This is a genomic window from Amycolatopsis anabasis (assembly GCF_009765355.1).
Classification (GTDB): Bacteria; Actinomycetota; Actinomycetes; order Mycobacteriales; family Pseudonocardiaceae; genus Amycolatopsis; species Amycolatopsis anabasis.
In genome coordinates, this window is record NZ_VTHK01000055.1 from 23,172 (window position 1) to 38,394 (window position 15,223).

The 15,223-nt window shown below is 68.0% G+C and carries 15 protein-coding genes and 1 pseudogene; all 16 read right to left on the reverse strand.

Going from position 1 to position 15,223, the window contains the following annotated elements:
* Positions 1-100: 100 nt before the first annotated feature.
* The 16 genes and pseudogenes from FXO23_RS41210 to FXO23_RS41280 all read right to left on the reverse strand — a co-directional run bounded on the left by FXO23_RS41210 (position 101) and on the right by FXO23_RS41280 (position 14,928).
* Entirely contained in the window at positions 101-1,057 is a 957-nt protein-coding gene (locus FXO23_RS41210; protein WP_158892695.1) for a bifunctional DNA primase/polymerase, read from the reverse strand.
* A 107-nt stretch (positions 1,058-1,164) separates the two neighbouring features.
* Positions 1,165-1,341, reverse strand: coding sequence for a hypothetical protein (locus FXO23_RS41215; protein ID WP_158892696.1), 177 nt, complete (start codon positions 1,339-1,341; stop codon positions 1,165-1,167).
* Between the two features lie 173 nt (positions 1,342-1,514).
* Positions 1,515-3,323, reverse strand: a complete 1,809-nt coding sequence (locus FXO23_RS41220; protein WP_158892698.1) for a hypothetical protein — start codon at positions 3,321-3,323, stop codon at positions 1,515-1,517.
* A gap of 352 nt (positions 3,324-3,675) precedes the next feature.
* Positions 3,676-4,200, reverse strand: coding sequence for a hypothetical protein (locus FXO23_RS41225; protein WP_158892700.1), 525 nt, complete (start codon positions 4,198-4,200; stop codon positions 3,676-3,678).
* Between the two features lie 70 nt (positions 4,201-4,270).
* On the reverse strand, positions 4,271-5,296 hold the full coding sequence (locus FXO23_RS41230) for a DUF4192 domain-containing protein (protein WP_158892702.1): 1,026 nt from the start codon (positions 5,294-5,296) through the stop codon (positions 4,271-4,273).
* 72 nt (positions 5,297-5,368) lie between these two features.
* The gene (locus FXO23_RS41235) at positions 5,369-5,920 is read right to left on the reverse strand and encodes a hypothetical protein (RefSeq protein ID WP_158892704.1); all 552 of its coding nucleotides are present in this window, start codon (positions 5,918-5,920) and stop codon (positions 5,369-5,371) included.
* A gap of 404 nt (positions 5,921-6,324) precedes the next feature.
* Positions 6,325-7,125, reverse strand: a complete 801-nt coding sequence (dprA, locus tag FXO23_RS41240) for a DNA-processing protein DprA (protein WP_158892706.1) — start codon at positions 7,123-7,125, stop codon at positions 6,325-6,327.
* 771 nt (positions 7,126-7,896) lie between these two features.
* A pseudogene (locus FXO23_RS52785) lies at positions 7,897-8,523 on the reverse strand (deazapurine DNA modification protein DpdA family protein); the annotation flags it as partial.
* Between the two features lie 457 nt (positions 8,524-8,980).
* Entirely contained in the window at positions 8,981-9,538 is a 558-nt protein-coding gene (locus tag FXO23_RS41245; RefSeq protein ID WP_158892708.1) for a hypothetical protein, read from the reverse strand.
* 120 nt (positions 9,539-9,658) lie between these two features.
* The gene (locus FXO23_RS41250) at positions 9,659-10,015 is read right to left on the reverse strand and encodes a hypothetical protein (protein WP_158892710.1); all 357 of its coding nucleotides are present in this window, start codon (positions 10,013-10,015) and stop codon (positions 9,659-9,661) included.
* Positions 10,016-10,187: 172 nt separating this feature from the next.
* Positions 10,188-10,748, reverse strand: coding sequence for a hypothetical protein (locus FXO23_RS41255; protein ID WP_158892712.1), 561 nt, complete (start codon positions 10,746-10,748; stop codon positions 10,188-10,190).
* Positions 10,749-10,857: 109 nt separating this feature from the next.
* Positions 10,858-11,574: a hypothetical protein gene (locus FXO23_RS41260; RefSeq protein WP_158892714.1), complete on the reverse strand. Its 717-nt coding sequence runs from the start codon at positions 11,572-11,574 to the stop codon at positions 10,858-10,860.
* A gap of 156 nt (positions 11,575-11,730) precedes the next feature.
* Positions 11,731-12,378, reverse strand: a complete 648-nt coding sequence (locus tag FXO23_RS41265) for a hypothetical protein (protein WP_158892716.1) — start codon at positions 12,376-12,378, stop codon at positions 11,731-11,733.
* Positions 12,379-12,400: 22 nt separating this feature from the next.
* A complete protein-coding gene (locus FXO23_RS41270; RefSeq protein WP_158892718.1) occupies positions 12,401-12,946 on the reverse strand; it encodes a hypothetical protein in 546 nt (181 codons plus the stop codon).
* Between the two features lie 225 nt (positions 12,947-13,171).
* A complete protein-coding gene (locus tag FXO23_RS41275; protein ID WP_158892719.1) occupies positions 13,172-13,483 on the reverse strand; it encodes a hypothetical protein in 312 nt (103 codons plus the stop codon).
* Between the two features lie 215 nt (positions 13,484-13,698).
* On the reverse strand, positions 13,699-14,928 hold the full coding sequence (locus FXO23_RS41280) for a hypothetical protein (RefSeq protein WP_158892721.1): 1,230 nt from the start codon (positions 14,926-14,928) through the stop codon (positions 13,699-13,701).
* Positions 14,929-15,223: the final 295 nt, after the last annotated feature.

The window sequence follows — 15,223 nt, forward strand, 5'->3', positions numbered from 1 at the left end:
ATTCCTTCCGCGAGGCCACTGGCGATGGCGTGGCGGGACTCAACAGGAACCAGGCGGCCGGGCCGCGACGCGGCCACGGATGTGACGGATGTGGCGGGCGCTACCGCTGCGGGAGCTGACGGCGGCGGTGCTTGCCCTTCTTGATTCCGTCGGCGATGGTGTCGCGGCGTTCCTTATCGCTGAACTCCTTGACGCCGACATGAACTCGGGCGGCGTCCAGCAGGGCGCGGACGACCTCGCTCTCGTCGATCCACCCGGCAGCGATGAGTTCGCCCATGGCGGCCGCGGCCGCGAACAACCGGGTATGACGGGTGCGGTAGCGCGCGTTTTCGACCTTGTGGCACTCGTCCCGCAAGGCCGCCTGGGCATAGGGACGCGTGCGTGCCTCGGACGGGGCCCGTGCTGCGGGAATCCTCGGTGTGGCAGGAACAGTCGGCGTCAGCGCCGCGACCACGAAGGACGGCGCGGGTGCCAGCGGGAGATCGTAGGCGATGGAGTAGAGAACTTCGTGGCCGTCGACCAGCTGCGCGCTCCCCGGGGCCAAGGCGGCGCCGCCGCTGCCGCGTGTGTCGACGAACGGAGCGATCTTGCTGACGCTGGTGGCCGTGGAGAGCCCCTTCGGGCGCTGGTAGTACAGGTGAAGGCCGTGCGGGGTGGTGACCTCGAAGGTGTTGAACGCCTCCGGTTCACCCGCGCGCTCGGCGAGGAGGGCGAAAACGTCACGGCCATGGGCGATCTCGATCCCATGCTCGCGGCCGAGCTGGACCCATTCCGGCGGGAAGGGCTCGCCATCGGGGTCGTCGAGATCGACGACGAGCAACCCGGACGGGCCACAGGCGATACCAATATTGAGGTACGGGCGGATCGTCCACTCGCGATGGATGACGTCGTGGTCGAGCGTGGCCCAGGATTCCCAGTCGGTCGGGACGGGCTCTTTCCGGTATGGGGTGACTGGGAAGACACGCCAGCCCCGCGCGGCGGCGGCGAGTGCCGCGTCGCGCCGAGCCGTGCCGGGGTGGGGAACCCGGATGAGTCGTGAAGTGCTGGTGACGCGCATGCAAACCCTTTCATGATCGATGCTACGCGCGCACCGAAGCCTGTGGTGGGTATTGGCAGACAGGAAGGTCACGGTCAGATCGCGTATCGAGGCGTCGGGCAGCTGCGTCAGTGCGAATCGGGCGACGGGTGGTGGCTGAGGTGCGCGGATGGCCTGCGGGCGGGATGCCTCCTGCGGCCGACGATGACACACGTGGCGAGGACGTACTTGGCCACGAGGACCGCGGTGATGGTCCAGGAACACCCTGCCGACCGCAGGCGCGGAATGGCGCGGACAACGTTCACGGTGATCACTCCTTTCGTCGAGCGCGGAGGCCGGCGCTGTCGGGCAGGCCGCACGTGCCGTCGATGGCCGGCGGCGCGCTGGGGGAGGCCAGTGCGTGGGGCGGGCGGGTGGCGGCTGGCCGAGGCGTGGGTGGTGAGGCCCTGCGGGGCGCGGGGCCTCACCACCCACCTGGTCACGCGTTGGTCGTGGCCGCACCGGTGGACGTGGCGGGTGCGGGTGCCTTGGGGCTGTCCGACGTGCCGGCCTTCGCGGACGTGCGGGGCGAGTCGGCAGTCTTGGCCGTCTTGGTCGGCGTGGACGAGTCCTCGGCCGAGGACGACGTGGCGGAAGCGGTCGGCTTTGTGCCGGTGGCCGCGCTGGCGGCGCGCGCGGGCTCCGCCCGACGGACACCAGCCGCGGTCAGCGCACGCTCCTCCACCTCAGCCAGCTCGTAGTCGTAGAAGTTCTTGGTGGTCTTCTTCGTGGAACGGGCCGGTTTCGGGCTCTTCAACCCGCTGATGATCTGCAGGTAGAGCGCGTCGGTGTCCGTCGGCTGACGCCAGCTGTTGCGGGTGAGGCCTTCTTCCATCGCGCACAGGAGCATGCACATGTTCCAGTGCAGGGCTTTGCCGTCCGTGGCCTCGTCGATCCGCTTGAGAAGTTGATCGACGTTGCTGTGCGGGGGAAGGCCGGCCAGCTCACGCAGCAGCGTGTGCTTGCGCTCGAAGGCCTTCTGCAGCGACCTGCCGCCCTCGGCCCAGGCGCGGGTGAAAATCCGCTGAGAGCCCTCGGGCGCGGTGTTGCGGCCCTTGACGAAATTGGCCAGCCACCGGCGGCGAACCTCGGTGGCCGAGTCCCACTGCAGGTTGTACTTGCGTGCTTCGTTGATCTGGAGCTTCTCGGCCTCACTCTTCTTCCCGGTCTGCGGACCCGAGTTGATCTGGACCGCCTTGCCCGCGGGGGCGTGCCGTTCCGCGTGCCCGCGCTGGCGCCAGTCCTTGCACGCGAACACCGTGGTCGCGACTGCCTTCTTGTCCCGCCAGTCGACCTTGACCCACGCCACGTGACCCGCGCAGCTCTCGTGCTGCTTGACGGTCAGCGCCGTGCCCGGCTTCGTGGCAACCTTCGCCCGCAGCACGTCCAGCCGGCGCAGGTTGGCGGCGTGCTCGTTGGTGGGCTCGTCGATGACAGTGACGCCCGCGTCCTTGAGTTCCCGCGTTTTCTCGGCGAGCGCCTGAGCCATCGCCTCCTTGCGGGTGAGGGTGTCCAGCTCGATCTGGGCTTGGTGATCGAACTTGCGAGGCTGGTCCACCGCGACCACGGTCAACCGCTTGAACGCGTCCGGGTGCTCCTCGAACTTCTTGAGCGTGGCGGCCTGCTCGAGAGTGAGGTTGTACTTCTCCAGCGCGGCCGCGGCAAGCTCGCTCTGGGCCACCTCCAGGCTGTTTTTGACCTCGGGCAGCGGGATGTGCCGCGCCTTGCTGATCTTGGTGGGGCTCATCTTGAGGTCCAGCAGCGTCTGGTGCGCCTTGGCCTCGGCGAGGCGCGAGATCTGCTTGCGGTGCCCGTTCTTGGACAGCTGGAACAGGATCCGCTTGATCTGCTGCTCGGTGGGCGTGCCGGAGAACGACTCCCGGACGTCGATGTCGATCTCGGTCACGCCGGCTTCGAGGGCGTGCTTAACCCGCCGGGCGCCGTCGATGACGTAGAACTCCTCGCGCCCGTCCTTCTCGGTCTGGCGATAGACGGCGACGATTTCGTAGACGCCGTTCTCGGCGAGTTCGTCCTTGAAGTAGTTGTCGATCTCAACCTCGCCTCGGGTGTTTTCCGCGAACTTGAGGCGACCCGGGTGCACGGTGAGGATCTCGCGAGACGACGGCTTCGGCGGGCCGTAGCTCTCGGTCGGTTGCTGGGCGTCGTGCGTACCGGTGGACTGCGGGGGAACCGCACTCTTCGGCGCGGATTCGGACGTGGCTTGGTCTTGGACAGGTGCAGTGGTCACACGAACTCCTTCGAACTAGTAGTGACAGACGCGCAACGGCGCGCCTGCTCGCATGCGGACAAGGGACTGACGCACGACACGAGCCAGCCCCGGATGCACGGCGCGAACGGGGCGGCGCGGGGTGAGTGCGGCCGCGGCCGGGCGCGATGTGGACGCCGGAAACCAAGGAGAGTCAGGGAAAGGAACGCGTGGTGGATCACCGAGGGCGGCAGGAACCCGGGACACGACGGGGCGGCCCGGTCCTGCGACCGCGGTCCGACAACGGGATGGGTGAAGTCGTCCTTCCCCGGGGGATCGGGCGGATGCGGCGACGAGCACGTCCGAGGCGAGGAGCGGGTCGGTGGCGCCGGCGCTACAGGATGCGGGCCAGGTCCTCGAGCAGTGGCTGCACCGCGCACCACTGGGCGATGGTCCACGGCGTGATGGGCCCGTACTGCGGGGCGAAATGCTCGCCTGTTCGCCAGCGCGGCAGGACGGTCCGCGCGATCTCGCGGGCGGCCTCGAGCCAATCCGGCCGGATATCGAGCGGGCGATTCAACAGTAAGGTGCTCAGGTTGGGCGGATACGGTGCCTCGTCGAGCTCGCCGGGCGTCTGGGCCAACGCGTCGGCGCAGGCACGGACACGGATGCTGCTCCTGTTGCGCGCGGCCGCGTCGGCCAGGAACGCGGTGTCGTGGGCCAACACCGGCGGTATCTGTTCGAGAATGTCCTCATCGGATTGCGGCGGCAGCGGCCGGGTTTCCACCAACTCGCCGTGCCGCCAGGCGTATCCGTTACCCAGAACGCAGAAGAGGAAATGCAGGGCCTGGGTGCGATTGGCAAACAGGGCGGGACTGTCACGGATCATGGTGCGGACGGTGTCCTCGACGGTGGCCATCAGATGCCCCCAGCGATGTCGTGAGTGTCACGGCGATATGTCCGCGGAACGGTGGAGGGGACCCGTCGCGTCAGCCAGCGGCGTTGGCGAGGCGGTCGCGTAGCTGGCGGACGGCGTCGGCGAGGGAGGGAAGACGCTGCGGGGGCATGCCCGCGGCAACGGCGATGCGCAGGTAACCCGCGAGGCGGTTGGTGGGCCCGGCGGCTTCGAGGGCACGGCGGGCGAGCAACCCGTTGCCGCGTCGGTACGCGCTGAATGCGACCATCGTCGCGAGGTGACCTCCAGCCTCCGGGGGTGCCAAGCGAAACAGTTGGGTCCAGAGCTCTTCAGCGGCCTGCTCGGAGGCCTCGGGCACGACCATCGCGCAGTCGCGCAGCGTCTTCGAGGTCACCGCGGCGATGAGGTCGGCGATCTCCTTGTCGTCGCGCGGAAACTGGTGCTCACACGCACGATGGACGGCGTGGTCGAGCTGGCGCAGGCGCACGCCGAGCGCCGCGAGATCACCGTCCTGCTCCTCTCTGGCCACCTGGCGCTCGACTGGCCTGACCAGGGCTGCGATGCGGTCACGCCGATCCTGGGGGCCGGGCTGGAACCGCTGAGCGACCTCCTCGAGCGTGTCGTAGGTGACCTCGCCGAGGACGGTCGTGATCGCCGCAAGCTCGGTCGAGCCTGGATCGGGAAGCACCCCACCCTGGGTGGGGTCTGCGTAGGACGTCCACGTCGCCTTGGCGGTGATGGAGGGGACGAACACCAACTCGAGATCGGGAAGCCCACCGTCGCGCAGAACGGCTGTCAAGGCATCCAGTTCCGCGCCATACGGCAAGGGCCCGTCCGGCGTCGAGCCGTCGCCGACCACGATTCCAGTCAAGGCGATGGCATCCGGATCGGCCAGAGCCCGAACGATGGGGCGTGCCAGGGAGGAGACGGGAATCGTCGCCAGGTCAACGAGGTCGAGCCGCGCTGTGCTCCCGATGCGGCGACGGCCGCCCGAGCGCACGACGCTGACGATAACCAGGGAGTTAGTGGGGCGGACACGGAGGAGGGGAGGCACAGACGCGATCAAGGTGCCGACGTTGTCGAGACGAACGGTGTACATAGCGAAGGGGTCCTTATCGGATCGGGGCGAGATGCGGGAGAGGTATGCAGCAGGTCCGGCATCTGCAGCGGATTAGGCATCAGGCGTATCGGTGCCGGACTGAGCGAGGTGGTGTTCGTCGATGACGCGGGTGATGGCGTCCAGTTCGGACTCCAGACGGGCGAGTGCCTGAGCTATCCGGTCACGGCGGCGAGAGAGAGCGGGCAACTGCTGGCTTGCGCGAGCCTGTCCTGCTCGACGGTCGACCTCGACTGTCCACCGGGCACGCACGAGATGGCCGAGGGCCGCGAGGATGGTCGAGCGGATGGGCAGCGGCGCATAACCGTCACGGCTGGGCTCGTCAACCTCGTGAATCTGATACGCGCCGATCTCGTCAGGGAGCACACGTCCGTCCGCGTGACGGCGGAACGCCACCGCATGCACCCGGTAACGCTGTCCGTTGTGGACGACGAACGACTGGGTGGCGACATCGTGCGGGTCCCGGGTGCTGACCAGGGCGACTCCCGGCCGCGGGAAGGTGACGAACACCGAACCCGTCACGCCCTGGTCACCAGGCAACGTCAGCAACCCGGTCGCTGGCACGTGGATCGCGCTTGTCGTCTCAGGTTGGACGGATGATTCCACCGGGCCCTCCTTTCGTTGTGTGGCACGGCTGCCCCTGCCAGGGACGTCGCGCGCTGGCTGTCTGGACCGGTCGTGGGGCGCGACTCGGCTGTCCGGCGTGGCGGTCCGTCCGAGGCGCGAACACCACGCGGTTGGCCAGAGGCAGCCGGTCCGCGCCTCGGTCGCAACCGCCGAGCCGGGCTAGAGTCGGCAAGCGCCCACGACCGGTCAGACAGGCCACAGCCATGAGCAACCGCAGAACTAGAAATTCAGCCCCGAGACCAAGCATCGGAGGCATTGACCTCGCCGGCCGCGGCGTGGTCGTCACCGCCGGGCGGTGCACGCCGGCCTGAGAGGACACCGGTGTCCGGGTCGGGGAATGGTTGAGGTGGGCACGGCGGCGGTCCCGCTCCGTGCGGTGCGAGCTAGGGCACCCGATGCTCGGGGCCGCGGCGCCACGGTGGCGGGGACTTCAGCGTGGTCAGGATCTCGTCAGCAGAGGACACCAGAACGGCGTCACCGTTGCGGATCAGCATGTGGCAACCATCGCTGTAGTGAGACGTCACAGGACCGGGGATGGCCATGAGGGTCTTGTCGAGCCGGGCCGCGGTTGTCGCTGTGCTCAGGGATCCGCTGCGGAGCAGAGCCTCGACGACCACGGTGGCTTCGCAAAGCCCAGCGAGAAGGCGATTCCGAGACAAGAAAGTGGGCCTGGAGGGCAGGCTGCTCGGCGCGTACTCACTGACGAGCAGGCCCTCCTCGGCGATGCGGGCGAGCAGATCGGCGTGAGCGGCGGGATAGGGCCTGCCGATGCCGCAGGGCAACACCGCCACGGTCGGCTCGCCAGCCGACAGCGCGCCCGTATGGCACGCGCCATCGATACCGAGGGCGGCACCCGACCACACCCGGACACCTCGCTTGGCGAGCTGGTAGGCGACCTCGCTACCCAACGTGCGTCCGTAGTGGGTCGGAGTGCGCGTGCCGACCATGGCGATGGCCTGGCGGGTCAGGTCGACGAGACGATGCGGCCCGCGGACCCACAACCCCATCGGCGGGGCGAAGCGACGGATCCCGCCAGCCGAGGCCGCGGCGAGCGAGTTGATCGCAGCGATGGGCCATTCGTGGACGTCCTCCGGGATGACGAGGCGGGCACCGAGGCGGTCGGCCTCAGCAAGATCCCGGTCGACCTGAGAATCCGGCACCTCGAACGCGATCTCCTCGAGCACCGCCAGAGGGCACTGCCGGGCCTGGACTCGTTCAGCGGCAACCACTGGCCCGTGCTCGGCGACGAACCTGACCATGGCGGGGGCAGGCGGCGGCGCTGCCCGCAGCAGATACGCCCGAGCATGCCGCACCACATCACTATCTGACATCGACACCACACTCCTTCACTCGAACAGCGCCTCGCCCCGGACGCGAGACGGCGTCCGCGCGTACCCGGGGGAGCGCGCGGACGCCCCAGCCCGGCCGCGCCGGGCCGCGCTCACCCGACCGGCGTGATCCGGCATGGCCAAGCTCGCCGGATCCGCGGGGCAGGCGGCCGGATCACCCGCGTCGGTGTGGGCGCCCGGGCCCGGTGTGGCCGGGCTATCGTCGGCGCGGCGCTCACCCGGACATGCGCGGAGCCAGACGATGCGACGGTCAGAACACACAGGACGGGACCACATCGGTGTCGTTCGCCCTAATCCGTTGACATAGACTTTTGGGGCAGATGCGGCTGGGTGGAACTGATTGAGTGCAGCAGCAACCAGATTCGTCTGGGACACCAACCGGGCCCGCTGATGATCGCCGAGCCGCATCTGCACGCACGGGGACAAGCTGCGTTCGACGACGGGTGTCAACCGTCAGACGGGACAATCCAGGTTTCAGGACACACCGGACTGGCCGGGCCGCCGAGGTCAAGTAGGATCGGTGGTGGCCCCGCGCACGGTCGCGGAATCCGGCGGCGACGAACATAGACGACGGCGCGCTGTTGGTCGCTGCGTGGGCGAGCGTGGTTACGGGGTGATGCGGCGGCTCAGAAGCTCGGCAGCCCAGGACGCGGCAAACTCCGGACAGGAATTACACCGGTCGTGCGTATGCCCGGGAACAGGAGGCTCATAACGAGCCGCCACGGACCAGGAATGAGTATCGGATGACGTTAACACCCTCGCCAGTGTCAACAGTGCACGAATGGATAACCCAAACGCGTGCAGTCTCAATCCGTAGTCCCGCGCGAGTTCATGAACGAGAAGATAGATAGAGATCGTGTTTTGCCGGGAACACACTGACCCCAAGCCCGCCAGAGGCTCTCGGGAAAGGTCGATACCGGCTGCTTCGTGCATGTGAAGATGTCGAATATAGTCTTGTCGTCGCCAACCTTGGAGGATCGGAACCGTTGGCAGCCAAGGGGCGCGCTGACGCATCTCGATCAAGCTGTCGAGGGTGAGCCGTTGATGTTCATCGACGGAGAGGCCACTGGCGGAACGGGCGTCGGGCTCGCAGGGCCAGTTAAGAGGTGCGATCCAGTGTAACCCGCCGATTTCCTCGTAGTAACGTGAGCACAAGTCCACGTAGGCTTCGGTGGTGATGTTCCACTTCCCGTGGCGTGCAATCATTTTGTATGCCCCGGAGTCGAGGAACCATTTAGGAACGGCGCACCGGGGCTAGGTCTTGCGGCGGACCATCCGTGGATAGGTGATCATCAACGCGGGAAGTGTTTCGTCCTCCAGGGCTGCAGGGTCGGAGAACCCGAGAAAGAAATCGATACACTCGCCCAGTGTTGGCATGAGGGTGGAAGAGGGCATACATTTCCTGGAGATGAGGATAAAGTCAGGATGGTGTTTGATAGAGAAATAATTCTCAAGTCAATAACGCGCAGGGGTGGTCATCGGCAGGCTGCGGCAGGTTGTTTCATGGTGTTCGTTCCGCGACGGACCTGAATAAGAGCTGTTGTAGGAAACAAACGACGACGCGCGAACACGCGGTTCACGGACCGAAGATATGCAGGCGACGGAGAACAGGATCGATCACGGGCAGGAGCAGCGCCGCTGGTTGGTGAATGCGTGGATGCGATGGCTTGGGGCGGGCAGATGGGCGTGGTTAGGGCACCTGGTCAGCGGAGCTGAAGTATCCGGCGTCGAGGTAACTGTCGAAGACTTCCTGGATCGTCGCTGCCGCGGCCGGCGTGGCACCGTGCCGCGCGTCCTGCGCTTGGCGGCGCCATTCGTCGATCGTGTCGGCGTCTTCCGGATCGACCACGGTGAGCTCCAGTTCGGCGGGCTCGCCGTTGACGAAGGCGGTGGCTTTACGCCCCTTGCTCGGGTGGAACCACTCGATCACCTCGACCGCGGACGAGGCTGGTGCGGGGGAAGGGAGACGGTCGGCCCACACGCGCGACCATCCGCGTTTGGGACCACGATCGCCATGGCGGAGAACGTAGGCGGCCAGCGCACGCAACGGCAGCTGCTGGGCGGGGGTGGCGTCTGGGAGTGCGGCGAGGATCTCGCCGACCGCACGTTCCACAGTGATCGTCCCGGTGCTTGCCAACATGGTCAAGCCGGGGTTGGACGGCGCCTGCCACCAGGCGGCGATGGTGCGGGCCACACCATCGGGAATGGAGCGCTCGGCGCACGCCCACGCATGGACGTATTCGCTCACGCGGGCTTCTTCATCACTCACGGCGGTCTGCCTTTCTCTCGGGCAGCGTGTGGGGGACCGGGGAGTTAGCGGGTCGACGAGGCGGGACCGACTCGGATTCCGGTGGCGTCGGCGACTCGGCTACGAACCGAGCGGGCGTGCGGTGGCCGAGATGGCCAGATTCGCCGACGCGTCCCGGAGCGCGATACGAAGCGTGAGGCGGGACGGGAAGTATCCGCGCCACCGGCGAGCATCGATCAGGTGCCGCGCGGGGACCGTCGGGTCGGGCAGAGGACAGCGGCGATCGATCGCACCCACCGCTTGCCAGAGCGTGCGCCGCGCCCCCTCGGAGGCGAGCAGGATGGTGAAGGCGACACTCCAGGTCGCGGTACTGGGCGCGCGGTCCAAGGCATGCACACGGCGGCGCTCGTCGGGAGACAGAACGCGCCCGCCGTGGCTGGCGCATCGGTCGAGCAGCCGATCGAGGGACGGGCTCATGCGGAATCCTTCCGAGCGGGCGACCTCCTGCAGCCCACCGGCATTGTCGTGGCGCACTCGGACACGCCGGCCGGAAGAATCGCGTGATGGGTCACGATGGGCGGGCCGCCCGGGCACTCGGGATGGTGCCGGCGCGGGGTGTCTGAGCGTGCTGGAACCTCAGGGTCTTGGTTCAGCGGGATACAGAACGGCGGGAGGTGGAGCTGCGATCGCGCAGCACGAAGACGCAGCGTTCCCAGGTGAACCGGGTACCGTCGAGGCTTTCGCGCACGTGCCAGGTGAGATCGTCCGCCTGATCACGGTAGATCACGTCATGGAAGAAGGGGCGGCCGTTGGCGTCGCGGCGGGGATGGACGTGGTAGCCGAGCTCGGTGAGCACGCGCACCGCGTGGGCGCGGGTGATAGTGCGCCAGCCGCGGCGCTCGGCTTCGGCCTGGACATCAGTGGTGGCGCGCTGTGCCCAGTTGAACCCGTAGCGATCGAATCGGCGCGGGGACAGCCGCAGGTCGATGATGGGGCCGGGTTGGGGATCGAATTCGTGCGGGTCGAGGCCGTGGAACAGGCGGATACTGCCGCCCTGGCTCACCGGGACGTGTTCGCGCACGACGCCCCCGGTCACCGGGCCACCGTCAGAATCGGGGACGAAGCCGTGGATACCGGCACCCCCGGAGGGCAGGTGCAACCACATCTCGCCGATCTCGGGGCCGGAACACGGGACACGAGTCGGGCTCACGAAAGGGCTCCATTCCTTAGCAGGTGGGCAGGCTTGGCGGGCGCTTGGGCGGCGTGACACCAGTCGGCCGTTGGTGCGAGATGCCGCTGGTGGCGAGCCGAATGAGTGGCTATGCGAGGTGGCACAGACGTCCCGGGAGCGGGTAGCGGCCATCGGTATCGGGGGCGATGCGGAGACCGGTCGGGACGGGCGCGCCGTCGGGGAGGAGATAGACCTGGACGAGCATGTCGTCCTCGAAGCGCAGCCGATGCCAATCGGCGTGGTCGTTGAACACGACGGCGTTCCACCACTCGATCGCTTGTTCCGCAACCTCACGGCGGAACCGCGGGATGACGTGGCCCTGGTGGTCGAAACCAGAGGCGAGCAACGCTGGGAACGTGGGCGCGGTCCCGGAGAAGGTCTCGCGGCCCAGGACCACAGGCACCTCGGTGTCAGAGTGCGGCGGGCCAACGATGCCCAGCAGGGGCGGCACAGCAGGATCTGCATCGGGCTGGTGGAGATCCCAGACCCACCAGCCGGCGCCGAGGTCGTACCGGCCACGGTGGTCGGGATGCAGTGGGGATTCGGGTACCCCACGGTCGAACACGATCAAGGCATCGTGGTCGAACACGGCGGTAAAGGGCCACTCCTCGGGCGCTGCGGCATGCTGCCGATTCAGCCACGAGACCAAGGCTTCGGTCACTGGGCGACGAAACCACGGCCGACGGGAGCCGTTCCACAAGCGACGCTCGATGGTGGCGGGACACGCAGGGAAATCAGGCGAGTCGAGGCAGACGTACACCTCGCCGGGCTGTGCGGACAGCTCGGCAGTGGGGTTGGAGTTCATGACGGCACTTCCTGGTGAGAGGACACGGGAAACGCGGCATGTCCGCGGCAGATACTGGCTCCGGCAGCATGCCGCGCGGGCGCGGACGCTGCGGTCGGTGAGAGGCGAGGTCCTGTTCGGCGACTGCGCTTAGGCCGTGGCCGGGGGCGTGGGCGGCTACTCGGTGCCTGATGGGGCGGCGGTGTGGGCGCGGTCGAGAGTGATCAAGGTGAGCGTGGTGATGCGGTACGCCGCGCGGATCTCGGCGACGGCGGTGGCGAGATGCCGTTTGAGGTCGGTGACTTCAGCGCGGGTCAGTTCCCCGTCGACCCCGGCGTCGTACCCGCAAAGGTCGTCGATGGATTCGGTGAGGCGGCCGACGTGATCCACGCCGCTGCGGAGTCTGCTGTCTACATCGGACAGAAGTGCACGGAGGCCCGCGAGGTAGTCGGCGAAACCGTCATCGGAATCCTCTGTTGCGTGGGGAAGGTGATCGGTCATGGTCGGACTTGCCTGCCTTGAGGGCCGGTAGCGGACAGGGTGGTCACGTCCGTCGGCCGACGGGCTGATCACCCAGTGGCCGCCGGGGACCAGTTCCCACCCATCGGGCGCGAGGAACGTGGCGAGGGTGTGTCGGACAGCGCCAGGGCCGTAGGCGGCGACGACTTCCTCACCGGTGTGGTCGTCGGTGCGGATGATGTGCGCGCAGGTGGTGGTGTAGTCGATGCGGACGACATACCGGCCCTGGTCTTGATCGCGGAGCGTCATCGGCGGCGAGGGCGGCTGCTGGGCGCCCAGCACCGCCGCCGACGGCCGCACGGGCATCGCGGCGACACGGCAACCATGATCAGTCCTGGTCCTGCTCGGGGTGCCCGTCGAGCGCCCGTATCTGAGCGGCCACGTCGGCGTGGAAGGAGTCGATCTCCCACAGCCCTGGAAGCGGAGCGCGGGAAGCGCGGGCGCCGTGTTCGAAGTATTCGTTTTCCACGGCGTGCTCGGTGAGCGCGCTGATCTTGTGCACGGCGTGGAGCAGGCGACGGACACCGTGGTGGGTGGCGAGCGCCTCGCCGCGGTCGGCGTTCTCGGCGATCTCGCCCAATAGACGGCCAAGAGTGCCGGTGCGGCTGCGGGTCTCGCGCAGGTTCGCGGCGCTGGTGCGGACCAGGGTGGCGTAACGGCTGTCGGTGTGGGGGACACCCGGGGAGGAACGTTCGAACACGAACGCGGCGAGACGGTCGTCCACCTGCGAGTGCTCCACCAGGTCGGCACTCGGCCAGCGCAGCGCGTGGGCGGTGAGTCCCGCGGCGAGTTCGGCCACCGGGGCGTACTGGGCCGGATCGCCGCCGACGCGGACGACGAACGCCTCACCGAGGTCGTCGTCTGGGGAGAACACTGAGACGCTGGTGACCCGGGCCGCGACTCCATCCGGGACACGTGTGGTGTTCGGATCGGTCGTGAACTGGGTCGGCCGCGCCTCCACGGCGCGGGAGTGAGGGTGGTCGTACTCGAACGGACAGCGCGCCGACGGTACCGGCGTGCACCGGTGGCACCAGAACCCGCCGCAGATCCGGCACGTCGTGATGTCCGGCGTCCAGGGCCGATCATGGTCATCGCGGCGTTACGCGCACCGGCACCGGTGCAGACCGAACGGGCTGCTGCGCGTCGGGATGGTGTCGGGGTCGGCGTGGCGGACATTCCAGCGACGGCGATACGAGCCGATGATCCACGATGGGAAGCACCGCTGACACAGCAGGGACCGACCCGGGTCAGCGTGCTCCAGCGCGGCCAGGAGCCCGTCGTAACCCGGGCTGGCGACGCCGTGCTCGACGGCGAGGTACGAGCCGGTCTGGCAGACGGTTTCCCGACTACCGCGGCTATCCCGTTGCGGGTAGGCCAGATGGAGCGTGTCATCGACGGGGTCGGCGGTCACACCGAGCACGTGTTCACAAGGCATAGGGGCACGGTCCTTTCTGGATGCGGGGAGCGGGCTGCGCGATCCGGACGTGTGGGAGGGCGCAGCGGGACTGGTTGACGACGCCACGTCGTGGACCACGCCGAGGCAGCGTCCCCTGGGGTGGGCACGGCGGTGCACGGGCACACCGTGGTCGACGGCGAGACTGGCTGGGCGGGCAGCGCGACGGGGGTTCAGTGGAGGTGCACGGTGGCGCTCAGGTACTCCATCGGCGCCCTGTCGTCGGCGGACTCGACGACGACACGCAAGCGATCGCTGCCCGCCGCGGAGACGCGCAACCGGAGGCGCTCGCAGGTGCCATCCAGCAGATAGCGCCACAGCACCAGAATGTCGCCGGAGTCAGGCCGGATCGCCGTGTTCTGCACGGAAGTGCTGACCTCCTCATACAGCCCGGACAGCCCGACCATGATGGGAGGCGGGCAATCGTCACGGTGATGCACGATGAACCGCCACCGCTGGCCACGATCGCAGCGAAACCGCTGCTCAGCTTCGTCTTCGGAGGAGTAGTTGCACTCGCTGTCGCAGTCGTGCACGCGGCACGCCGTGGTGAACAAGCCACCCTGAACCGGGGTTGTCGCCAGCTCGCACGCCCGGTCATCGGGCAGGTACTCAAGGGGGACCGCCGCGCTCGGTGCGTCGGGACCTTCCGCGGGAGCCTCGCCGTGGACCTCGACGTGCGCCCAGGCCAAGTAGGCACACAGTGCTGACCAACTCATCGCGGTCGGCTCCTGGAGCACCGCGCCGGAGCCGCGATCCACCCGAGACAGGTGGAACTCGGCAGGTTGGCCGTCCACACCGGCGATCGCCAGGCAGTCGGTCACACCGTCGGTGCTATCACGGGCATAGACGTACTTCATCCCCAACCGGGCACCGTCGGGCACAGAGAGCCGGGCCGGCGATTCGAGAACCCAACCAGGGGGTGCAGCATCGGTCAGCAGCCGCCCGACGACGTCGAAGGTGACCGTGCCCGACAGCCGAGCCGCAGCGACCCACCGCGCGGCACCTCGGGCACGGTCCAGCACGCTCGCCGCCGGAGCAGTCGCGTTGGGGTCGCCGCCGGGTTCGGCCTGGCGCCAGATGAGGACGGCGGTCAACGCGGCCTCAATGATTGGCGAGTCCGCCGACGAAGCGGGAACCTGTGCCAACGTCAGTAGCTCGCGAGCCTCACGGCCCGCGGTGGACGCCCACATCATCATGCGCCGCGCGGCGACATCGCGGGAGTCGGGACCGGTCGGGCCGCCGCGCGCGCCCGATGCGTAGAAGTCGGCCAGCTCGTGGGCGCGGCGGAGGTAGGCGTTGGTGCGTCCGTACAGCATGCGTTCGTGTGATTGAGTCGTATCAGGCTGGCTCACCGCGGGATCGAACACCGCGAGGAGAGGAAGAACCAGGGTTGATTCCAGCAAGAGAGAAACCTTCCATACATCGAAACGACAGGGCCGGGCATTCACCTGGACCCCGGGGTGGCAGAGCGAGGTCCTCGGGCGGGCAGGGCACGGGGAGCGTGTGATCACCTGCGCGCTCGTGCTCCTGATCAACACGGGTAGCGGCTGTCGCCGCGTTGCTGATGCCGATCGGAGTCGCACGTACCCGGTCGGAAACTCCGTTGGGTATCTGGATGCCCGCTGCACGGCGAGCACTGTCGCGTGTGGACACGTAGTGCGCCGGGCGGGCAGCCGGAGGCGGAGCCCGACCGTGCGA